Source organism: Mycolicibacter kumamotonensis (genome assembly GCF_002086285.1).
In the GTDB taxonomy this organism is placed as follows: domain Bacteria; phylum Actinomycetota; class Actinomycetes; order Mycobacteriales; family Mycobacteriaceae; genus Mycobacterium; species Mycobacterium kumamotonense.
In genome coordinates this window covers 1-20,764 of the sequence record NZ_MVHU01000037.1, presented here as the reverse complement: position 1 = coordinate 20,764, position 20,764 = coordinate 1, and the positions used below count along the sequence as shown (strand labels likewise).

Sequence of the window (20,764 nt, the reverse complement as noted above, 5' to 3'; positions counted from 1 at the left end):
CGGGAAAAATTAACGCTAACGTCACGCGACGGGAGGGCTCAGGAACCACTAAGGCGTACGCCAGGTTCGGGAAAGGTTACGGAGGGGGATGTTAGCGATGGCGCACAATCGGGGCAATAGCGGTACTACTGAGACTTGGGGGAAGCGTTCGCGGCGACGGGACCGCGCGATCGGTGCCGCAGCCTCGGTCGGGGCGTTCCTAGCCTTCGGGATGGCTCCCCTGGCGGCCGCGCCGGCCGCGCAGGCCGACGACTTCGGCCTGGACGCGATCTGGGAGCTCTTCGGGCTCGACGGCGCCGGCACCGGCTCGGGAGTCGATCTGTTCGACGTCTCCGCCTGGGGCGCGGGCTCAGCCGAAGGCGGGCTGTTCGACGGCGACTTCGCTCAGCTGTGGCAGGACAGCCTCTACCTGCCGCTGCACGACGTCATGCAGGACTGGATCAACTCTGACTTCGGTTCGAGTGTCAACGGTGTGATAAACCAGCTGTTCGCGCCGTTGACCGAGGGCTTCTGCGGGATGATCTGCAACGGCGCCGACGGCACCGCGGACAGCGTCGACGGCCAGGCCGGTGGTCTGTGGTTCGGTGACGGCGGCGACGGCTGGTCGTCGAACCTCGAGGGCGTGGCCGGTGGCAACGGCGGTCACGCGGGCGGTATCGGCAACGGTGGTGACGGTGGCGCGGGCGGGCTCGGCGCCGACGGCGGTAACGGCGGCCACGGTGGGGAGATGTGGGGCAACGGCGGCGACGGCGGGGCCGGCGGCAACGGAACCGCCACCCTCGACGCGGGCAACGGCGGCAACGGCGGTTCCTCGGGCCAGGCCCAGGACTTCTTCGGAATGGGCGCGTGGGGTAACGGCGGTAATGGTGGGGCCGGCGGCGCCGGCTGGACCGGCACCAACGGCGCCGCGGGCAGCGGTTCCGGGGGCAACGGCGGCGACGGGGTCGCCGGCGGCAACGCCGGTAACGGCGGCATCGGCGGCGACGGTTCGTCGTTCGTCGGGATCGGCGGCAACGGCGGTGCGGGCGGTGTCGGCGGCAGCGGCGGCAACGGTGGCGACGGCGCCGCCGGCGCCGCCGGCTCGTTCGCCGACAACGGCTCGGGTAACGGCACCGCCGGTGGACATGGCGGCAACGGCGCTGTCGGCGGTAAGGGCGGCGCAGGCGGCGCGGCCGGTGTCGGCGGCTCTGCCAACGGTTCGGTCGGCGCCGACGGCGACGGGGGCGTGGGCGGCAACGGCGGGCGTGGCGGCGATGGCGGTGTCGGCGCCGACGGCCTCGCGGTGAACGGTCTCGGTGCTAACGGTGCCAATGGCGGCAGCGGCGGCGCGGGCGGCGACGGCGGTGCGGCGGCGGCCGGCGGTGCTGCCGGCGGCGCCAACGCCAACGCGGGCGCCCACGGTGTCGACGGCAACGGCGGCAACGGCGGCAACGGTGGCAATGCCTCGGCTGCCACCAACGGCGCCGATGGAACGATTGCCGCCAACGGCGGTTCCCCGGGTCAGAACGGCGGTGTCGGCGGTGTCGGTGGCGCCGGCGGCAACGGCGGCAACGGCGGCGGCGATGCCGGTAACGGCGGGAACGGTGGTGCCGGCGGTGCCGGTGCCGACGGCGGCAACGGCGGTGTGGGCGGCGCCCGAATCCACCCGGAGACCGATTCCGTCCACGGCCTGTACTTCACGCCGGGCAACGGTGGCGCCGGTGGTGCCGGCGGTGCCGGGGGTGCGGCCGGTGCCGGTGCGGCCAACGGCAACGACGGCCTGATCGGCGACGGTGGTGCCGGCGGTAACGGCGGTAACGGCGGCGACCTGGTGGATGTGACCGGCCACGCGTCCGTTGAAGGCCCGGGTGGAGCCGGCACCATGGGCCCGCAGGGCTCCGCCGGTTCCGGTGGTGCCGGGGGTGCCGGCGGCAGCGGTGCCACCGGCGGTACCGGTGGCGCCGGTGGGAACGGTGGCAGCGACCCGTTCGCGGGCGGTGCGCACGGTGGCGTCGGCGGCAACGGAGGCGCCGGCGGTCAGGGTCTGGCTAACGCCGACGGCACCGGCGGTGTCGGTGGCGACGGTGGCGCCGGCGGCAACGGTGGCGACGGCAGCAACATCCGTTGGGGCGACCCGAACTGGGCCACCACCTCCGGGGACTCCTCCTCGGGCCCGATCGACGACGTCCACGGTGGAGCCGGCGGCGACGGTGGTGTCGGTGGCGCCGGCGCCAACGTCGGCGGCAACGGTGGGGCCGGCGGCAACGGCGGCAACGTCATCACCCCGCACCTCGGCACCGACGGCCTCAACGGCGGCGCCGGTGACACCCCGGGTACCGGCAGCACGGGTGGTACCGGCGGTGACGGTGGTGCCGGCGGCACCGGTCCGTCCGCCGGGAACGACGGAGGGGCCGGGAGCACCGGTACCGTCCTCCCGTAGCAGCACTACACGAGGAACACCCCGCACCATCGTGCGGGGTGTTTCTCGTTGCACCGATGCCCGGCGGGCCGAGCAGCTAGATCCCGCCGCGGGCCACCAACTGCGCGGCGATCACGTTGCGCTGGATCTCGTTGGTGCCCTCGCCGACGATCATCAGCGGTGCGTCCCGGAAGTAGCGTTCCACGTCGTACTCGGTGGAGTAGCCGTAGCCGCCGTGGATGCGCACCGCGTTCAGCGCGATCTCCATCGCCGTCTCGGAGGCGAACAGTTTGGCCATGCCGGCTTCCATGTCGCAGCGCTGCCCGCTGTCGTAGCGTTCGGCGGCGTAGCGGGTGAGCTGGCGGGCGGCGGTCAGTTTGGTGGCCATGTCGGCCAGATAGTTGCCGACGCTTTGGTGCTTCCAGATCGGCTGGCCGAAACTCTCTCGTTGCTGGGCGTAGGCCAGCGCGTCCTCCAGCGCGGCGGTCGCCACCCCCAAAGCTCGTGCGGCCACCTGGATGCGCCCGGTCTCCAGGCCCTTCATCATCTGGGCGAAGCCGTGGCCGGGCACTGCGCCCAGCACCGCCGCGGCCGGCACCTGGCAACCGTCGAAACTCAGCTCACAGCTCTCCACGCCCTTGTAGCCCAACTTGGGCAGGTCTCGAGAGATCGTCAGCCCGTCAATCGGGTTGTCCACCAGCAACACCGAGATCCCGCTGTGCCGCGGGGTGGCCTTCGGGTCGGTTTTGGCCAGCAGCGCAATCAAACCCGAGTAGCGGGCATTGGAGATCCAGGTCTTGGCACCGTTGATCACCAGGGTGTCCGGCGCCGCAGCTGGCACCGCGGTGGTGGTCATGTTCTGTAGGTCGCTGCCGCCTCCCGGTTCGGTCAGGGCCATGGTGGCCCGCAGCGCACCGCTGGCCATGGCAGGCAGGTACCGCTGCTTCTGCTCCTCGGTGCCGAACAGTGTGAGCAGCTTGGCCACGACGGTGTGCCCGCCCATCGCGCCGGCCAGGCTCATCCAGCCCCGCGCCAGTTCCTGGGTGACCAGCACGTAGCACGGCATCGACACCGGTGTGCCGCCGTATTCCTCGGGGACGGCAAGCCCGTAGATGCCGAGGTGCTTCATCTGCTCGATCCAGGCTTCCGGATAGCTGTTGGCGTGTTCGACGTCGCGAACGGTCGGCTTCACCTCCCGGTCGATGAACAAACGGACGGTCTCGACCAGGATCGACTCTTCGTCGGTCAGTGGGGACGTCATGGGTTCACCGTATGTCAGGATTTCCTGATGACGAGCGGCCCCTACTTCGACGAACTCCAGGTCGGTCAGGTGTTCGATGCGGCTCCGGCGATGACGCTGACGGCTGGAACCGCGGCGCTGCATCAGGCGATTCTCGGCGACCGGTTGCGGCTGCCGCTGGACGCCGAGCTGTCCCGGGTGGTCACCGGGGCGACGACGCCGCTGGCCCACCCGGGCCTGGTGTGCGACGTCGCGATCGGGCAGTCCACGTTGGTCACCCGGCGGGTCAAGGCCAACCTGTTCTACCGGGGCCTGGCCTTCTTCCGATTCCCGGTGATCGGTGACACGCTGTTCACCCGCACCGAAATCGTGGGCCTGAAACAGAATTCGGCCAAGCCCGGCCGGGAGCCCACGGGGCTGGTGGCGCTGCGGGTGACCACCATCGACCAGGTCGACCGGCTGGTGCTCGACTTCTACCGCTGCGCGATGCTGCCGCTGTCACCGGATGCTCCTGAGACCGGTCACCGCGACGACCTGTCAACCGTCGGCACCGGGCTCGCGGCGCCGCCGGATGTCACCGCACATTGGGACGCCGACGAATTCCGGCGGCGGGTGCCCGGCCCGCACTTCGACCCGGGCTTAGCGGGTGCCGTGCTGACCAGCAGCGGTGACGTGGTCAGCTCCGCTCCCGAATTGGCCCGTCTGACCCTCAATATCGCTGCCACCCATCATGATTCGCGGGTATCCGGTCAGCGTCTGGTCTACGGCGGGCACACCATCGGGCTGGCGCTGGCGCAGGCCAGCCGGCTACTGCCGAACCTCGTCACGGTGCTGGGCTGGAAGTCCTGCGACCACACCGGGCCGGTCCACGAAGGCGACACCCTCTATAGCGAGCTGCACGTCGAATCGGCTGCCGACAACGTCCTGGGCCTGCGCTCGCTGGTCTATGCGGCCGGTTCCGCCGGTGAAGCGGATCGCCAGGTGCTGGACTGGCGATTCACCGCCCTGCAGTTCTAGTGCGGCAGTTCGCGGAACGGGGCATCACGGTAAGGGTCCGGCTCCTTGGGCAAACCGAGCACCCGCTCACCGATGATGTTGCGCTGAATCTGATCGGTGCCACCTCCGATGGAGGTGAAGTAGGCGTTTAGCGCCCGGAACGTCACCGCGTCACCGACGGGATTCTCCGGTCCGCTCAACATCGATTCGGCGCCGACGATCTCGGTGGCCACCCGGGCGGTGTCGTGCAGGATTCGGGACATCGCGATCTTGCCCAGTGCCAGCAGGGTCGCCGCCTCGGCGCGATCGGCGCTGGTCTTCGCACGCTGGGTGTTCCACCGGTTCACCGTCGACAGCGCGTGCGCGCGGGCGATCTGCTGGCGGATGTGGGAGTCCTCGAGACAACCGGCCTCACGCGCCAATTCGACCAGGTCGCCGGACTTCTCCCGACGTCCGCGGGTGGTGCGCGCCATATCGCCCATCAGCCGGCGCTCGTAGCCCAACGCGACCTGCAGCACCGACCAGCCGGCCCCCGGCTCGCCGATCCGGTTCGCGTCAGGCACCCGGGCGTCGGTCAGGAACACCTCGTTGAACTCCGATTCGCCGGTGATCTGGTGGATCGGGCGGATCTCCACGCCGGGCTGGCGCATCGGCAGCATGAAGAACGTGATGCCTTCGTGCTTGGGAACATCGGGGTCGGTCCGTGCCACCAGCAGGCCGTAGTCGGCCGTGGTCGCGAACGACGTCCACACCTTCTGCCCGTTGACGATCCACTCGGATCCGTCTCGTTCGGCGCGGGTGCGCAGGCCGGCCAGATCCGATCCCGCGCCGGGCTCGCTGTAGAGCAGGCACCACTTACTCTCTCCGCGCAACGCCGGCGGCAGCAGCCTGCGTTTCTGTTCTTCGGTGCCGCAGTCGTGCACCGTGCAGGCGAACAGGTCGGCCCGGTCGTGTCCGGCTCCCGGCGCCCCCGCCGCGGCGAACTCGGCTGCCACCAAACGGGATTGGCGATCGGTGAGGCCGCGGCCGTAGCAGGTCGGTTCCCAGCTGGGTGCGGTCCATCCCGCCTCCAGGACAGCCGCCGCGAAGGTCGCCCGGTCGGTACCCGGTGACCAGTTGGCCGCCAGCCAGTCCCGGACTTCGGCGCGCAGTGCGTCGTCGTCGGTGTAGGTCATCTCACGCTCCGATCTCACGCAGGTAGCGTTCGCGGTGCCAGGACGGGCTGCCGAACAGTTGGGCGTCGCCGCGCGCCCGCCGCAGATAGCGGTGGGCCGGGTGCTCCCAGGTGAATCCGATACCACCGTGCACCTGAATGTTGGTGGCGCCCACGAAGACGAAGGCGTCCGAACAGTAGGCCTGGGCCAGTGCGAGATCGGCGAGCCAGCCCGAGGAACCGTCGGCGGCGGCCGCGGCGACGTGGCGCGCGGCCGACACCGCCGACTCGGCCTCCAACAGCATGTCGGCGCACATGTGCTTGACGGCCTGAAAACTGCCGATCGCCCGGCCGAACTGGTAGCGGGTCTTGGCGTAGTCGCGGGCCATCTCCATCGCGCACCGGGCCGCACCGGCCTGCTCGCCGAGCAGCGCCACCGCGGAGCGGTCCAGTGCCGACGTCAACGCCTCGAGGCCGCATCCCGGCGCGCCGACCGCGGTGGCCGGGGCGTCGGCGAAGCGGACGACACCGAGCCGGCGGGACGCATCGACCGTCGTCAACGGTTCCACGGTGACACCCGGTCCGGCGGGGTCGACGGCGAAAACACCCGGTCCGGCCTCGGCGGCGGCCAGGACATAGAGCAGGTCGGCGGAGCCGGCGTCGAGCACGAACCGCTTCTCACCGGTCACCAGCGCCGTCCCGTCGCCGCGCACCGACGTCGCCGGTTCGGCGGGCGGGCGGGTCGAGGCGCCCTCGGCGAAGGCGACCGCGACCCGGGTCCGCCCGGCGGCGATCGCCGGCAGCACGGTCTCGTTTTGCCCCGGATCATCCAGGGCGACAAGAAGATTCACTGCCAGGACGGCGGTCGACAGGTACGGACCGGTGAACAGGACCCGCCCCAGCTCCTCGGCCACCACGCCCACTTCGACGGGTCCGGCGCCGGCACCGCCGTACTGCTCGGGCACCAGCAGCCCGAGCAGGCCCATCGCGGCCAACTCCGTCCAGCCGCCGTCGTCGAGGCCGTCGGTTTTGGCCATCAACTCGGCGACGGCGCCGCGCAGCGCACGCAGCTCCTCGAAACCCGCCATCTGCTCAGTTCTCCCGTGTGAAGGCGTTTCGCAGGCTTGCGCACTGGCTGGCGAAGAACGCCCGCGAAACCGGCGCCTTGGCCAGCAGCAGATCGAAACCATGGAAGGCACCCGGGATGGTTTCGACCTCGCACGGCACGCCGGCCTGCCGAAGCCGGTCCGCATAGGCCAGATCCTCGTCGTGGAACAGGTCCAGGGTGCCCACCCCGATCCAGGCCGGTGCCAGCCCGCTCAGATCGGCACGCCGGGCCGGGACCGCGACCTGCGGATCCGCATCGCCCAGATACGACGTCCAGCCGAAACGATTGCTCCGCGGGCTCCACAGCCGGTAGCCCGGATCGGCCGGCAACTGCGCGCTGCGGTCGTCGAGCATCGGGTAGACCAGTAGCTGCAGCACCGGCTGAATTCCACCACGGTCGACGGCCAGTTGCGCCAGCGCGGCAGCCAGCCCGCCACCCGCGCTGGCCCCGCCGATCGCCACCCGCGCCGGATCTACTCCGGGCAGCCCGGCCAGCAGCGTCAGCCCTTCCCAGCAGTCCTCCAGCCCGGCGGGGTGGGGGTGCTGGGGCGCCAGCCGGTAATCCACCGACGCAACGGTGATACCGAGTTCGTCGCTGAAGCGCCGGCACAGCCGGTCATCCTGGGCGGCCTGGCCGAGCACATAGCCGCCACCGTGGATCCACAGCAGGGCCGGAGCGGGCTCGGTGGAACCGTGGCGCGGCCGAAAAACCCGGACGTTGCCGCCCGACGGCAGCGGCAGCACGTCGATGCCGCTGGGTTTGCGACGGCCCTGCAGGCCCGCGAGCGCCCGCAGCACCGGCAATGTCCGGGGCCCGATGCCGCCGCGCGGCAGGAATCGGGCGGCTCGGCGCAGATCTGGATGGAACGCGCTGCTTACCATCGGCTCAGTATTGCCGGTGCGCGGATGGCCACTGCCGACTACCCACCCGATTGCCGTTTACTCTCGCGTCAGCGCGGTACTCTCCCCCCATGACCGCAGCACCGCAGACCCGGGAGACCGGCTGGAACCTGACCGGCCGCCTGCGCTGGCTGAGGCGCGCCCGACCTGCGGACTACCTGCTGGCGTTCAGCGTCGCTTCAGCTTCCCTGCCGGTGGTCGGCAAGCGGCTGGAACCCCTGGGCGGAATGACCGCGATGGGGGTGTGGGGCACCCGCCACATGCCGGAGTTCGTGTCCAGCGCGGCCAAGTCCTGGCTGACGCCCGGGGCCGCGACCGTCCGCAAGCGGGAGCGCGAGCAGACCCGGGCGGTCTCCGAGGCCGCCTTGCGTGGCGTCGTCGCCGCCGCCGACCTGGACATCGACTGGCCCCAACCGGAGCAGGCACCGCCGGTGTGGAAGGCATGGCAGCACCGGCGCCACATCCACCGTTCCGGCGTGCGGTACGGCCACGACCCCGCCCAGGTGCTCGACGTGTGGGCCCCCCGTGAGCTGCCGACGACGCCGGCTCCGGTGCTGATCTATGTCCCCGGCGGCGCCTGGGTGCACGGCAGCCGGACGCTGCAGGGCTATGCGCTGCTGTCGCACCTGGCCGAGCGGGGCTGGGTCTGCCTGTCCATCGACTACCGGGTCGCGCCGCACAACCGCTGGCCGCGCCACATCGTCGACGTCAAGACCGCGATCGCCTGGGCGCACGCCAACGTCGACAAGTTCGGCGGCGACCGCAACTTCGTCGCCGTGGCGGGCGCCTCGGCCGGCGGGCATCTGGCGGCACTGGCCGGACTGACCGGAAGCGACCGGGGCGATCGGGACTACGCCGACCAACTCCCCGACGGCGCCGACACCTCGGTGGACGCCGTCGTCGGCATCTACGGACGCTACGACTGGCAGGACCGGTCCACTCCGGAGCGGGTCGCGTTCGTCGACTTCCTGGAACGGGTGGTGGTGGGCAGGTCGATCCGGCGGCACCGGGACCTCTACCGCAAGGCCTCGCCGATCGCGCGGGTGCATTCCGGGGCGCCCCCGTTCCTGGTGGTGCACGGCAGTGCCGACACCGTCATCCCGGTCGCGCAGGCCAGGGACTTCGCCGACCGGTTACGGGCCGTGTCGCACTCCAAGGTCGGGTACCTGGAGCTACCGGGGGCAGGACATGGCTTCGACATGACCGACGGAGCCCGCACCGGTGCGGTGAGCACGGCAATCGGGTTGTTCCTCAATCAGATTCACCGGGACCACACCACGATCGGCAGTAAACAGGTCATCTGAACACCGCCGGCCGCGGTAAGGTCCCTGCATGGGGATGGTTCGACGGTGAAGCGGCTCAGCGGCTGGGACGCGGTGCTGCTTTACAGCGAGACGCCGAACGTGCACATGCACACCCTCAAGGTCGCGGTGATCGAGCTGGACCCCGACCGGCGCGGCTTCGACGTAGAGGCCTTCCGCCGGGTGATCCACAGCCGGCTCTACAAGCTGGACCCGTTCCGCTACCAACTGGTGGACATCCCCGGCAAGTTCCACCATCCGATGTGGCGGGAGAATTGCGAAGTCGACCTGGCCTATCACATCCGGCCGTGGTCGCTACCCGCTCCGGGCGGCCGGCGCGAGCTCGACGAGGCCATCGGTCAGATCGCCAGCACACCACTGGACCGTAGCCGCCCGCTGTGGGAGATGTACTTCATCGACGGCCTGGCGAACAACCGGATCGCGGTGGTCGGCAAGATCCACCACGCCCTCGCCGACGGGATAGCCTCGGCGAATCTGATGGCCCGCGGCATGGATCTGCTGACCGGGCCGCAGTTCGAACGGGATTCCTACGAAACCGATCCCGCCCCCACCAGCGGGCAGTTGGTGCGCTCGGCGTTCCGCGACCACTTCCGGCAGATGGGCAGAATCCCGGCGACGATCCGCTATACCGCGGCCGGCGTCGGGCGGGTCCGGCGCAGCACCCGGAAACTGTCCGCCGAACTGACCCGGCCGTTCACTCCGCCACCGAGCTTCATCAACCATATGCTCACCCCCGAGCGCCGGTTCGCCACCGCCACCCTCGCGCTGGCCGACATCAAGGCGACCAGCAAGTGTTTGGGTGCCACCATCAACGATCTGGTTCTGGCCATCTCGGCAGGTGCTTTACGCACGCTGCTGCTGCGCTACGACGGAACGGCGGACCATCCGCTTTTGGCGTCGGTGCCGATGAGCTTCGACTTCTCCCCGGACCGGATCTCCGGCAACCGGTTCTCCGGGGTGTTGGTGGCGTTGCCCGTCGACGTCGAAGATGTGCCAGAACGGGTCGAAAAAGCTAGGGAGGCAGCCACTCTGGCTAAGGAGGCCCATCACCTGGTGGGGCCGGAGCTGGTCAGCAGATGGTCGGCGTACCTCCCGCAGGCGCCGGCGGAGTCACTGTTCCGGTGGCTGTCCAGCCGGGACGGGCAGAACAAGGTGCTCAACCTCAACATCTCCAACGTGCCCGGCCCGCGGGAGCGGGGCCGGGTCGGGGGCGCGTTGGTCACCGAGATCTACTCGGTGGGACCGTTGACCGCCGGCAGCGGATTGAACATCACCGTGTGGAGTTACGTCGACCAGCTCAACATCTCGGTGCTGACCGACGGCGCCACCGTTGACGATCCGCACGAGGTGACCACCGCATTGGTGAACGAGTTCGTCGAGATCCGCCGTGCCGCGGGGCTTTCCGAGAAGCTGACGCCGGTCGAGACCGCGATGGCGCCCGCCTAGGTTTCAGTCGGCCGCTGCCAGCGCCTGAAGTTCACGGCGCAGCACCTTGCCGGTGTTGTTGCGCGGCAAGGAGTCCAGGATGGTGATCTGACGGGGTACCTTGTAGCCGGCCAGGTTGTCCCGGACGTGCTGCTTGAGTTCCTCGGGGGTCGCTGTGGTTCCCGGCTCCAATACGACGAAGGCCACCAGGCGCTGCCCGTAGTCGGCGTCGTCGACGCCGATCACGGCGGCCTCGGCGACGGCGGCATGTTTGGTCAGCGCCTTCTCCGTCTCGATCGGGTAGACGTTCTCGCCGCCGGAAACGATCATCTCGTCGTCGCGGCCGACCACGAAAAGCCTTCCGGTGCCATCGAAGTAGCCCAGATCACCGGACGCCATGAAGCCGTCGTGGAACCGCTTGGAGTCGCCGCCGGTGTAGCCGTCGAACTGGGACGAGTTCCGCACGAAGATCTGCCCGGTCTGCCCGGGCGGCACCTCGGCGCAATCGGCGTCGAGGATCCGGATCTCGGTTCCCGGGGCCGGACGCCCGGCCGTATCGGGGGAGTAGCGCAGGTCCTCCGGTGTGGCCAGCGCGATCATGCCGGCCTCGGTCGCGTTGTAGTTGTTGTAGACCACATCACCGTAGGCGTCCATGAACGCCGTCACCACGTCCGGGCGCATCCTCGAGCCGGATGCAGTTGCGAACCGCAGTGAGCGGCACGGGTAGTGGGCCCGGATTTCATCGGGCAAACCCATGATCCGGTCGAACATGACCGGTACCACGCACAATCCGGTCGCGTCGTTGTCCTCCACCAGCGCCAGGGTGGCCTCCGGGTCGAACTTGCGCCGGGTGGCGATGGTGCAGGCCATCGTCAAGGCCAGTGCCAGCTGGGAGAACCCCCAGGCGTGAAACATCGGTGCGGCGATGACGACGGTTTCCTCGGTGTGCCAAGGGATTCGGTCGAAGATAGCCGCAAGATCGGCGACGCCGCCGCCGCCGCGGCCCGACCGGCGTGCGCCCTTCGGGGTGCCGGTGGTTCCGGAGGTGAGCATGACCAGGCTGCCGGTGCGGGTCGGTTTGGCCGGGCGCCGCCCGGTGTTGGCGTCGATCAGGTCGTCCACCGTCAGCCCGGGGCACTCGGAGTCGGCCCAGCTCACCACCCGGATGCACCGGGACTCGGCCGGTACGGCCAGATCCACCGCCGCGGTGAACTCCTCGTCGTAGAAGATCAGGTCGACACCTTCGCGGGCCACGACCTCGGCCAGCGCCGGCCCGGCGAAGCTGGTGTTGAGCAACAGTACGTCGGCGCCGATCCGGTTCGCGGCGGCCAGCGCCTCGATGAAGCCGCGGTGATTGCGGCACATCAGTGCCACGGCGCGTGGCGTCCGGCCCGGCAGCCATTGCAGGGCGGCGGCCAGCGCATCGCAGCGCCGGTCGAGCTGCGCGTAGCTGCATGTGCCGCGTTCATCGATGATCGCCGTCCGCTCCCCGCAACGCTGCGCCGCCATGGCGATACCGGTGGTGGTGGTGCCGCCCTCCCGGGCCGCGGCGGCAGCGATCCGCAGGTATCTGTCGGGCCGCATCGGCGCCAGCAGTCCGGCACGGGTGAAGGTTTGCAGCATCGATCCGATCCGGGTCAGCCGGTCGAACGGTCCGGGGTCCATTCCGCTCAGCCCAGGATCGGCAGACGGCGCTCGCGCGCCAGCTTGTCCAGCGCTTCCTGCATCACGGCCCGCACGTGTGCGTCGACGAGGTCGATATCGGGATCCTCACCGAATTCGGCGGCGATGTCGATCGGCTCGCACACCTGCATGACGATCTTGGTGGGCAGCGGCAGGTTGACCGGCAGCACCGCGGACAGGCCGAAAGGGAAGCCGAAGGAGATCGGCAAGATCTTGGCGCGCAGCAGCTTGTCCAACCGCAGCGCCTTGGCCAGCCCGGTGCCACGCGACAGGTAGAGCTGGCTTTCCTGACCGCCGATGGCGACCGTCGGGACCAACGGCACACCAGCGTTGATCGCGGCGCGGATGTAGCCCTTGCGACCGCCGAAGTCGATCTTGTTCTCCTGCAGGGTCGGTCGGTAAACGTCGTAGTCTCCGCCGGGAAAAACCACCACCACGCCGCCGGAGCGCAGCGCCTCGTCGGCGTTGGCGTGGTTGGCCGGGATGAACCCGGTCTTGCGGAAGAAGTCGGCGGTGAAGCCGGTGAAGATCAGGTCGTGGCTGAGCGTGTAAACCGGACGCTGGTAGCCGAACGTGTCGTAGAAGCCGGTGGCGAACACCGGGACGTCCATCGCGAACAGGCCGCCGGAATGGTTGGACACCACCAGGGCGCCGCCGTTGGGGAACGAATCCAAACCGCGCACCTCGGCCCGGTGATAGCCCTTGATCAGCGGACGCAGCAAGCCCATCACCCGCTCGGTCAGGCCCGGATCCCACTTGGTGATGGGCCTGGCCACGTCGTCTGACCAGTCGTTGTCCGGCGTGTCCACCGCGGCCCCTCCAATTGAAACGTGTTCTAGTTTTGTCCATGCTACCGGTACGACGGGGGTGGCCGACAGCATCGGCGAGATGAGCTTCCACGATCCGGGCCTGAGCAGCGGAGCGCGCCCGGCTCTCACGGCTGGGGGATGTGCCGAAACCCCGGGTAGCCGCCGCGGGTCCGGCGCATGCTTGACCCATGGGTCATTACAAGAGCAATGTCCGCGACCTGGAATTCAATCTGTTCGAGCTGCTGGGGTTGGAACAGTGCCTGGCTGACGGCGCCTTCGGCGATCTCGACGGCGACACCGTGCGCCAGATGCTGGCCGAAGCAGCCCGGCTCGCCGAGGGGCCGGTGGCCGAGTCGTTCGCCGAGAGCGACCGCCATCCGCCGGTGTTCGACCCGGCCACCCATACCGTGTCCCTGCCCGAGCCGTTCAAGGCGTCGCTGCGGGCGTGGCAGGAGGGAGAGTGGTTCCGCATCGGCCTGACCGAGGACGTCGGTGGCGTACCCGCGCCGGCGATGGTCTCCTGGGCGATCAACGAACTCGTGCTGGGCGCCAATCCCGCGGTGTTCATGTTCATGGCCGGGCCGGTTTTCGCCAACATCCTCTACGACCTGGGCAACGAACAACAGAAGCACTGGGCGGCCATGGCGATCGAACGGAACTGGGGCGCCACCATGGTCCTCACCGAACCCGATGCGGGTTCCGACGTCGGCGCCGGCCGGACCAAGGCGATCGAGCAGCCCGACGGCAGCTGGCACATCGACGGCGTCAAGCGGTTCATCACCAACGGCGACAGTGACGACCTGTTCGAGAACATCATGCACATGACCCTGGCTCGTCCCGAGGGCGCCGGGCCGGGAACCAAGGGGCTCAGCCTGTTTCTGGTGCCCAAGTATCTGCCGGATCCCGAGACCGGCGAGCCCGGTGAGCGCAACGGGGTGTTCGTCACCGGGCTGGAACACAAGATGGGGCTGAAGGTTTCGACCACCTGCGAGCTGACCTTCGGCCAGCACGGCACCCCGGCGAAGGGCTGGCTTGTCGGCGACTCCCGCAACGGCATCGCGCAGATGTTCCACGTCATCGAGTACGCCCGAATGATGGTGGGCACCAAGGCGATCGCCACCCTGTCGACCGGATATCTCAATGCGCTGGAATACGCCAAGACCCGTATTCAGGGCGCCGACATGACCCAGATGACCGACAAGACCGCGCCGCGGGTGACGATCATCCACCATCCGGACGTGCGTCGTGCCCTGATGATGCAGAAGGTCTACGCCGAGGGGATGCGGGCGCTGTACCTCTACACCGCGGCCCACCAGAACCCGCAGGTGGCCATGCTGGTCTCCGGTGCCGACGCCGAGCTCGCCGAGCGGGTCAACGACTTGCTGCTGCCCATCGTCAAAGGGGTCGGGTCGGAACGTGCGTATCAATACCTGACCGAATCGCTGCAGACGTTCGGCGGGTCCGGGTTCCTGCAGGACTATCCGATCGAGCAGTACATCCGCGACGCCAAGATCGACAGCCTCTACGAGGGCACCACCGCCATTCAGGCGCAGGACTTCTTCTTCCGCAAGATCGCCCGCGACCGCGGCGTGGCATTGGGGCATCTGGTCGCCCAAATCGAAGAGTTCCTCGACAGCGGCGACGCGCGTTCCGAGCTGGCGGACTCCCGCAAACTGCTGGCCACCGCTCTCGACGATGTGCGGGCGATGGCCACCACGATGACCGGATACCTGCTCGGCTCGCAACAGGATGCCCGCGAGCTCTACCGGGTGGGCCTGGAGTCGGTGAGGTTTCTGCTGGCCGCGGGTGACCTGGTGATCGGCTGGTTGCTGTTGCGGCAGGCCGAGATCGCGCTGGGCTCCCTGGACCGCGACCCGTCCGACGCCGACCGGGATTTCTACGCTGGAAAGGTCACCGCGGCGACGTTCTTCGCCGGCGTCGTGTTGCCGCGGCTCGGCGCAGAGCGACGAATCGTCGAAAACGACGACCTGGCGGTGATGGAGCTGAGCGAGGACGCCTTCTAGGCTTCGGCAGCCGCGAGCGTGCGCCCGAGGCTGACCCGGCGCGATACGCCGTCACTCTTTGGGCGACCCGGGCGCTCGGCGCCAGAATCATCCCGGTGCACCCACCGGGGTCGTTGTTCGTCGGCCGCTACGCTCACCGTTGTGGACACCCACACCCGGAAATACCGACTACCCGACCACGGCTACACGATCGTCCGGTGGGCGCACGAGCTGGCCAAGGGGCGCGGGGCGGTGGCGGTGGAGCCCGACGTCGAGGGCATCCGGCGCCCCGACGGCGCACTGGCTTTCGTCGACGCCGCACCGTTCAAAACGGTGGCCGATGGTCCGGCGGCGGTGCTGCGCGAACTGCTCGATCTGGAGGCCCGAGAGATCCGGTCCTGGAGCAAAACCGGCTTCGCCCGTTTCCACCGATTGGCCGCGGCCCGGCGGGTCGACCGGATCTGCCGGGAGCAGGGCAGCGAAGCCGCCGTCGACTGGGTGCTCGCGAACGCCACCGCCGAGGTGAATATCGGCGAGCTGCGGGACCGGCTGGGGGCGCGGCTGTACAACGCCGGCGGGTTCGACGAGGACTACTACCGCGCCGAGGTGGGCCGCTGCATCGAACACCGCCGCCGGCGTCACCTCAAGGGCTGAAGCCCGCCGGCCTCAGCCGCGCCGTTGCCGAACCTTGTAGGTGGACGGCCACGAGACCCGGGTGTCGTCGCCCACCAAGGCTGTCCCTTTGGCGCCGACGGTGACGTTGTAGGCCTCCTGGCCCGGGCCGACTTCGCGGTTGGCGTGTTCTTGCGCCAGGTAATAAAGCTGATCGATCTCCATGTCGACGAACGCGACGAAGCTGGTCTTGCGCACCGCATCGCCGAAGCCGGCGGTCATCCGGGAGGTCACAAGACGCGCCCCGATCGCCACCGCGGTCAGGATGGCGAACGGAATCACCCAGTTGCACAGGTAGGTCAGCGCCGAGCCGGTGTCGTGCAGGGTGGCGTCGGGCAAGGCGATCGGCGGGATCAGCGCCGACGCGGACATCGCCGCCAGCGCACCCAGCCACAGCCATGTCAGCCGGTCGACGACGGGCGCGAACAGCGCGCTTTGCTCCACTGCCGCGGGCAGATCCGCCCGGGCGACGGCCGCCGCCACGGGATTGCCGAGCAGCCGGCTGATCAGCACCACCGCGAACAGTCCGGCGAAACTCAGCGGCAGCACCCACCGCTGCGCGCCACCGATCGTCGGTGCCAGCGCCAGCACCGCGAACGTCGCGACCGCACCGATCGCCGGGATCCGGGCCGCGGGTTCACGGCTGCTGAGCAGGACGGCGACCGCGACGGCCAGCGCCACCGTCGCCGCGATCAGCAGCGGCGCATGTCCCACCAGCACCCAGTACACCGCCCACGGTGCAAACCACAGCAGCACGCCCACGGACGGAAGTATATGGGCTTACCGTTGCGGCAACGGCAACGCGCTCAGGCGTCCAGCGTGTAGCCCATCGGCATCAGCACGCTCTTCTGCTGGGTGAAGTGCTCGACGCCTTCCTTGCCGTTCTCCCGGCCGATGCCGGAGTTCTTGTAGCCGCCGAACGGGCAGCACGGGTCGAAGGCATACCAGTTGATCGCGTAGGTGCCGGTCCGGATCTTCTTGGAGATCTCGATGCCGCGCGGGACGTCGCTGGTCCAGACGCTGCCGGCCAGTCCGTACACCGAGTCGTTGGCGATCTTGATCGCGTCGTCCTCGGTGTCGTAGGCGATGATGGACACCACCGGCCCGAAGATCTCCTCCTGGGCGATGGTCATGGAGTTGTCCACGTCGGCGAAGACCGTCGGCTCCACGAAGAAGCCGCCGTCCAGACCCTCGGGACGGCCGCCGCCGCACACCAGGCGGGCGCCCTCCTCGATGCCCTTTTTGATGTAGCCCTCGACCCGCTCGCGCTGCTTCTCGCTGATCAGCGAGCCGACTTGGGCGGCCGGGTCACTGGGCACGCCGACCGGCATCGCGGTGACGAAGTTCTTGATCGCTTCCACGATCTCCTCGTAACGCGAGCGCGGCGCCAGGATGCGGGTCTGGGCCACACAGGCCTGCCCGGTGTTCATGATCCCGGTGAACACCAGCATCGGAACGGCCGACGCCAGGTCGACGTCCTCGAGCACGATGGCCGCCGACTTGCCGCCGAGCTCCAGGGTGCACGGCTTGAGCAACTCCGCGGCGCGCTTGCCGATCTCCTTGCCCACGGCCGAGCTGCCGGTGAAGGAGAAGACGTCCACGTCGGCGTTGGAGGTCAGCGCCTGACCGGTCTCCGCACCTCCGGGCACCACTGACAGCACGCCCTCGGGCAGACCGGCGTCGGCGAACACCTGCGCCAGGGCGTTGGCGGTCAACGGGGTCTCGGCGGCCGGCTTGAGCACCACCGTGCAGCCGGCCAGCAGCGCCGGGCCCAGCTTATTGACCGCCAGGAACAGCGGCACGTTCCACGCCACGATCGCGCCGACCACACCCAGCGGTTCGCGCCGCACGAGCGTCTGCCCGTAGGCGCCGGAGCGGACCTCTTCCCAACTGACCTCGTCGACGGCGGGGCCGGCGAAGAAGTTCAGGGCGCCGATCGAGCTCAGCCAGTGCATGGTCTCGACGCCCATCGGCGGCTGGCCAGTCTCGGCGGCCAGCAGCGAGGTGAACAGCTCCTTGCGCTCCTCCATCAGCGTGATCGCGGCGGCGATGACGGCGGCCCGCTCGGCCGGCGGGGTCGACGGCCACGGCCCGGAGTCGAAAGCGGCGCGCGCGGCCGCCACCGCCGCATCCACATCTGCCTTGGTCGCCAGCGGGACCTTGCCGACATACTCGCCGGTGGCCGGTGAGCGGACTTCGATCACCTGGTCGGTGGACGGGGCGGTCCACTTGCCGCCGATGAAAAGGGTGTCGTATTCGGTCGCGGTGCTCACGGTCATGGCGCAACCCTACCTAGCCGACGCGCGGATTAGAACACGTTGCAGTCAATGGACTCAGTCGGGTTGCAGAACCAGCACCAGATTGCTCACCAGGAACTCGCGAAGGCCCGGTGCCGAGGTCATCCGCCACGCCCATCGCGGGTGATAGCGGGGGAAAGCCGCGACGAGCGCACCGGTGTGACGGGCCCAGTCCAGCCCCTCGGCCGCCGATACCGCGAACAGTGACGAACCGTAGTTGTTCTTGGGCGGGTGGCCGTGCCTGCGCGTGTAGCGCGCCGCGGCCCGGCGCCCGCCCAGATAGTGGGTAAGGCCCATCTCATGGCCACCGAACGGGCCCAGCCACACCGTGTAGGACAGCACCACCAGCCCGCCCGGCCTGGTGACCCGCAGCATCTCGTTGCCGAGCCGCCAGGGCCGCCGCACGTGTTCGGCCACGTTGGACGACAAGCAGATGTCCACGCTGTCGTCGGCGAACGGCAACGCCATCCCCGACGCCCGCACGAAGTTGCCCGGCGACGATGCGGAGCCGGCCGCATGCATTGCGTGCACTTCCCCGGGGTCGGGTTCCACACCGATGTAGCGCAGGCCTGCCTCGGCGAATGCGGTCGCGAAGTAACCCGGCCCCCCGCCGACGTCGAGCACGGTGCCGCCGGTCGGATCGTCCCCGTGCACGCCCTTCCACAGGTCGGTGACCAGGGCCGCGGTGTCGAGGGCCAGGGCGCCGTAGAACCGCGCCGGATCGGTCTGTTCGTAGCGGAACTGGCGCAGCAGGTACACCGAGCGGGCCAGCGTCGCGCGTCGGGCGAACAGGTCGGTGGCGGCCACCGGGCCAAGCCTAGGCCCAGCCCGCGGGACTACCCTGTTGTCCTGTGTCTGGTGTGCGCTCCGTCCTGCTGCTGTGCTGGCGCGATACCGGGCATCCGCAGGGCGGCGGCAGTGAGACCTACCTGCAGCGCATCGGGGCGGAGTTGGCTTCCGCCGGAGTCGCGGTCACGCTGCGCACCGCCCGCTACCCGGGTGCGCCCAAACACGAAGTCATCGACGGGGTGCGGATAAGTCGCCGCGGTGGCCGCTACACGGTGTACCTCTGGGCACTGGCGGTGATGGCGGCGGCGCGCGTCGGGCTCGGCCCGCTGCGGCGGGTGCGGCCGGACGCGGTGATCGACACCCAGAACGGGCTGCCGTTTTTGGCGCGGCTGATCTACGGACGCCGGGTCGCGATGCTGGTGCACCACTGCCACCGTGAGCAATGGCCGGTGGCCGGACCGGTGTTGAGCCGGATCGGCTGGCTGGTGGAGTCGAGACTGTCGCCGTGGCTGAACCGGCGCAACCAGTACCTGACGGTGTCGCTGCCCTCGGCGCGCGACCTGATCGAACTGGGCGTGGGCGCCGAACGCATCGCGGTGGTGCGCAACGGCCTCGACGAGGCGCCGCCGGCGACGCTGTCCGGCCCGCGAGCCGAGACACCCCGGGTGGTGGTGCTGTCCCGGCTGGTGCCGCACAAGCAGATCGAGGACGCCCTGGAGGCGGTCGCCGCACTGCGCAGCCGGGTGCCCGGCCTGCGTCTGGACGTCATCGGCGGCGGCTGGTGGGGCGATCGACTGGTGCAGCACGCCACGGCCCTGGGGATCACCGACGCGGTCACCTTCCACGGCCACGTCGACGAGCACACCAAACACCGGCTGGTGCAACAGGCTTGGGTGCACGTGCTGCCGTCCCGCAAGGAGGGCTGGGGGCTGGCCGTCGTCGAGGCCGGCCAGCACGGGGTGCCCACCATCGGCTATCGAGCTTCCGGAGGCCTGTCCGATTCGATCGTAGACGGCGTGACCGGGCTGCTGGTCGACGATCGTGACGAGCTGGTCGAACAGCTCCATCGGTTGCTGGCGGACGCGGTGCTGCGCGAACAGCTCGGCGGCAAGGCACAGGACCGCAGCGCCGAATTCTCTTGGCGGCAAAGCGCCGACGGCCTGCGCGAGGTGCTTGAGGCGGTACGCGAACGGCGCTACGTCAGCGGCGTGGTGTGAGCGACGTGGCGGTGCATCGATGACGAACTCCCACGCTGCGCCGGTGCTGCTCTACGACGGCGTCTGCGGAGTCTGCAACCGCTCGGTCCAGACCATCCTTCGCCACGACCGGCGCGGCACCCTGCGATTCGCCGCCCTGGACAGCGACTTCGCCCGCGCGGTCATCGAGCGCCATCCGGACCTGCAAGGCATCGACTCCATGGTCTTCGTCGACGACCCCGGTCAACCCGGCGAGCAGGTCAGCGTTCGATCGGCGGGGGCCCTGAAGGTGGTGCGCTATCTGGGCGGGCCGTTCCGGCTACTGCTGGCGGCCTGCATTATTCCCGCTGGAATCCGTGACCGTCTCTACGACCGCTTCGCCGCCGTCCGCTATCGAATCGGCGGCAAGCATGACACTTGTCCGGTGCCGGCGCCGGAAGTGCGCGCACGGTTCCTGGGTTGAGGGCAACATTGCTCGGCGGCTCAGGATGGCGGGGGCCTGGTGTTGAGAGCCCGTTCGGCGGCGATGGCCCGGGCGCGGTTCTGGGCCCGGGTTCGTCGTCGGGTGGGCATCATCAGGGTTCGGCCAGCCGAATCCGATTGTCGGCCAGTCGGTACGGGTAGGCGGCCGGTCGGCTCGCAGAGGGCGGGGAACAACAGCCGACTGCCGGGGTGGGTGGTGTAGGTCTGGCCGGTCGGACTGAGCCAGTCGATGGTCCCGTCGGCGTGTTGCCGGTCGCGCCAGCCGTGGAACGTCTTGATTAGGTGGTGTTT

The 20,764-nt window shown here is 69.4% G+C and carries 17 protein-coding genes and 1 pseudogene; 8 read left to right on the top strand and 10 right to left on the bottom strand.

The window, feature by feature from the left end:
• The first annotated feature begins 211 nt into the window (after positions 1-211).
• The gene (locus BST28_RS24210; protein ID WP_065289140.1) at positions 212-2,419 is read left to right on the top strand and encodes a PGRS repeat-containing protein; all 2,208 of its coding nucleotides are present in this window, start codon (positions 212-214) and stop codon (positions 2,417-2,419) included.
• A 76-nt stretch (positions 2,420-2,495) separates the two neighbouring features.
• Here BST28_RS24210 and BST28_RS19295 read toward each other — a convergent pair whose 3' ends face one another.
• Positions 2,496-3,659 carry an acyl-CoA dehydrogenase family protein gene (locus BST28_RS19295; protein WP_083082425.1) on the bottom strand — a complete coding sequence of 388 codons (1,164 nt, stop codon included), beginning with the start codon at positions 3,657-3,659 and terminating at the stop codon, positions 2,496-2,498.
• Positions 3,660-3,686: 27 nt separating this feature from the next.
• Between BST28_RS19295 and BST28_RS19290 the strand changes: the two genes are divergently transcribed.
• The gene (locus BST28_RS19290) at positions 3,687-4,655 is read left to right on the top strand and encodes a MaoC family dehydratase (protein ID WP_083082423.1); all 969 of its coding nucleotides are present in this window, start codon (positions 3,687-3,689) and stop codon (positions 4,653-4,655) included.
• Here the strand turns inward: BST28_RS19290 and BST28_RS19285 are convergent.
• Genes BST28_RS19285 through BST28_RS19275 form a run of 3 tightly spaced genes read right to left on the bottom strand, consistent with a single transcriptional unit; the run spans position 4,652 to position 7,776 of the window.
• Positions 4,652-5,809 (bottom strand): acyl-CoA dehydrogenase family protein, encoded by a 1,158-nt coding sequence (locus tag BST28_RS19285; RefSeq protein ID WP_083082421.1) that lies wholly within the window; start codon positions 5,807-5,809, stop codon positions 4,652-4,654. The two genes, BST28_RS19290 and BST28_RS19285, sit on opposite strands and share 4 nt — an antisense overlap.
• A 1-nt stretch (position 5,810) precedes the next feature.
• Positions 5,811-6,875 carry an acyl-CoA dehydrogenase family protein gene (locus BST28_RS19280; protein WP_083082419.1) on the bottom strand — a complete coding sequence of 355 codons (1,065 nt, stop codon included), beginning with the start codon at positions 6,873-6,875 and terminating at the stop codon, positions 5,811-5,813.
• 4 nt (positions 6,876-6,879) lie between these two features.
• Positions 6,880-7,776: an alpha/beta hydrolase gene (locus tag BST28_RS19275; RefSeq protein WP_019736452.1), complete on the bottom strand. Its 897-nt coding sequence runs from the start codon at positions 7,774-7,776 to the stop codon at positions 6,880-6,882.
• Between the two features lie 89 nt (positions 7,777-7,865).
• Here BST28_RS19275 and BST28_RS19270 point away from each other — a divergent pair, with 89 nt between their 5' ends.
• Positions 7,866-9,098, top strand: coding sequence for an alpha/beta hydrolase (locus BST28_RS19270; RefSeq protein ID WP_065289139.1), 1,233 nt, complete (start codon positions 7,866-7,868; stop codon positions 9,096-9,098).
• 45 nt (positions 9,099-9,143) lie between these two features.
• A complete protein-coding gene (locus BST28_RS19265) occupies positions 9,144-10,562 on the top strand; it encodes a WS/DGAT/MGAT family O-acyltransferase (protein WP_083082417.1) in 1,419 nt (472 codons plus the stop codon).
• A 3-nt stretch (positions 10,563-10,565) separates the two neighbouring features.
• On the opposite strand, the gene fadD12 is transcribed toward BST28_RS19265, so the two are convergent.
• Both fadD12 and BST28_RS19255 read right to left on the bottom strand, forming a co-directional pair.
• Positions 10,566-12,206, bottom strand: coding sequence for an acyl-CoA ligase FadD12 (fadD12, locus tag BST28_RS19260; protein ID WP_083082415.1), 1,641 nt, complete (start codon positions 12,204-12,206; stop codon positions 10,566-10,568).
• Between the two features lie 5 nt (positions 12,207-12,211).
• Positions 12,212-12,952: a 1-acyl-sn-glycerol-3-phosphate acyltransferase gene (locus BST28_RS19255; protein WP_234808336.1), complete on the bottom strand. Its 741-nt coding sequence runs from the start codon at positions 12,950-12,952 to the stop codon at positions 12,212-12,214.
• A 269-nt stretch (positions 12,953-13,221) separates the two neighbouring features.
• On the opposite strand from BST28_RS19255, the gene BST28_RS19250 reads away from it, so the two are divergent.
• Both BST28_RS19250 and BST28_RS19245 read left to right on the top strand, forming a co-directional pair.
• Complete coding sequence (locus BST28_RS19250; RefSeq protein WP_083082413.1) at positions 13,222-15,057, top strand: acyl-CoA dehydrogenase; 1,836 nt, start codon at positions 13,222-13,224, stop codon at positions 15,055-15,057.
• A gap of 141 nt (positions 15,058-15,198) precedes the next feature.
• Entirely contained in the window at positions 15,199-15,690 is a 492-nt protein-coding gene (locus BST28_RS19245) for a hypothetical protein (protein ID WP_019735775.1), read from the top strand.
• Between the two features lie 12 nt (positions 15,691-15,702).
• On the opposite strand, the gene BST28_RS19240 is transcribed toward BST28_RS19245, so the two are convergent.
• Genes BST28_RS19240 through BST28_RS19230 form a run of 3 tightly spaced genes read right to left on the bottom strand, consistent with a single transcriptional unit; the run spans position 15,703 to position 18,812 of the window.
• Positions 15,703-16,470, bottom strand: coding sequence for a hypothetical protein (locus BST28_RS19240; protein ID WP_019735776.1), 768 nt, complete (start codon positions 16,468-16,470; stop codon positions 15,703-15,705).
• Positions 16,471-16,514: 44 nt separating this feature from the next.
• On the bottom strand, positions 16,515-17,987 hold the full coding sequence (locus tag BST28_RS19235) for an aldehyde dehydrogenase (RefSeq protein WP_083082411.1): 1,473 nt from the start codon (positions 17,985-17,987) through the stop codon (positions 16,515-16,517).
• A 54-nt stretch (positions 17,988-18,041) separates the two neighbouring features.
• Positions 18,042-18,812, bottom strand: coding sequence for a class I SAM-dependent methyltransferase (locus BST28_RS19230; RefSeq protein ID WP_019735778.1), 771 nt, complete (start codon positions 18,810-18,812; stop codon positions 18,042-18,044).
• 44 nt (positions 18,813-18,856) lie between these two features.
• Here BST28_RS19230 and BST28_RS19225 point away from each other — a divergent pair, with 44 nt between their 5' ends.
• Positions 18,857-20,011, top strand: a complete 1,155-nt coding sequence (locus BST28_RS19225) for a glycosyltransferase family 4 protein (protein WP_083082409.1) — start codon at positions 18,857-18,859, stop codon at positions 20,009-20,011.
• Between the two features lie 19 nt (positions 20,012-20,030).
• Complete coding sequence (locus BST28_RS19220; protein WP_029248775.1) at positions 20,031-20,453, top strand: thiol-disulfide oxidoreductase DCC family protein; 423 nt, start codon at positions 20,031-20,033, stop codon at positions 20,451-20,453.
• A gap of 20 nt (positions 20,454-20,473) precedes the next feature.
• Here BST28_RS19220 and BST28_RS24435 read toward each other — a convergent pair.
• A pseudogene (locus BST28_RS24435) lies at positions 20,474-20,764 on the bottom strand (hypothetical protein); the annotation flags it as partial.

Coding starts and splice junctions, on each gene's coding strand:
- BST28_RS24210 (WP_065289140.1), top strand. CDS start 212: ATGGCTCCCCTGGCGGCCGCGCCGGCCGCGCAGGCCGACGACTTCGGC.
- BST28_RS19295 (WP_083082425.1), bottom strand. CDS start 3,659: ATGACGTCCCCACTGACCGACGAAGAGTCGATCCTGGTCGAGACCGTC.
- BST28_RS19290 (WP_083082423.1), top strand. CDS start 3,687: ATGACGAGCGGCCCCTACTTCGACGAACTCCAGGTCGGTCAGGTGTTC.
- BST28_RS19285 (WP_083082421.1), bottom strand. CDS start 5,809: ATGACCTACACCGACGACGACGCACTGCGCGCCGAAGTCCGGGACTGG.
- BST28_RS19280 (WP_083082419.1), bottom strand. CDS start 6,875: ATGGCGGGTTTCGAGGAGCTGCGTGCGCTGCGCGGCGCCGTCGCCGAG.
- BST28_RS19275 (WP_019736452.1), bottom strand. CDS start 7,776: ATGGTAAGCAGCGCGTTCCATCCAGATCTGCGCCGAGCCGCCCGATTC.
- BST28_RS19270 (WP_065289139.1), top strand. CDS start 7,866: ATGACCGCAGCACCGCAGACCCGGGAGACCGGCTGGAACCTGACCGGC.
- fadD12 (WP_083082415.1), bottom strand. CDS start 12,206: ATGGACCCCGGACCGTTCGACCGGCTGACCCGGATCGGATCGATGCTG.
- BST28_RS19255 (WP_234808336.1), bottom strand. CDS start 12,952: ATGGGCTTGCTGCGTCCGCTGATCAAGGGCTATCACCGGGCCGAGGTG.
- BST28_RS19250 (WP_083082413.1), top strand. CDS start 13,222: ATGGGTCATTACAAGAGCAATGTCCGCGACCTGGAATTCAATCTGTTC.
- BST28_RS19235 (WP_083082411.1), bottom strand. CDS start 17,987: ATGACCGTGAGCACCGCGACCGAATACGACACCCTTTTCATCGGCGGC.
- BST28_RS19220 (WP_029248775.1), top strand. CDS start 20,031: ATGACGAACTCCCACGCTGCGCCGGTGCTGCTCTACGACGGCGTCTGC.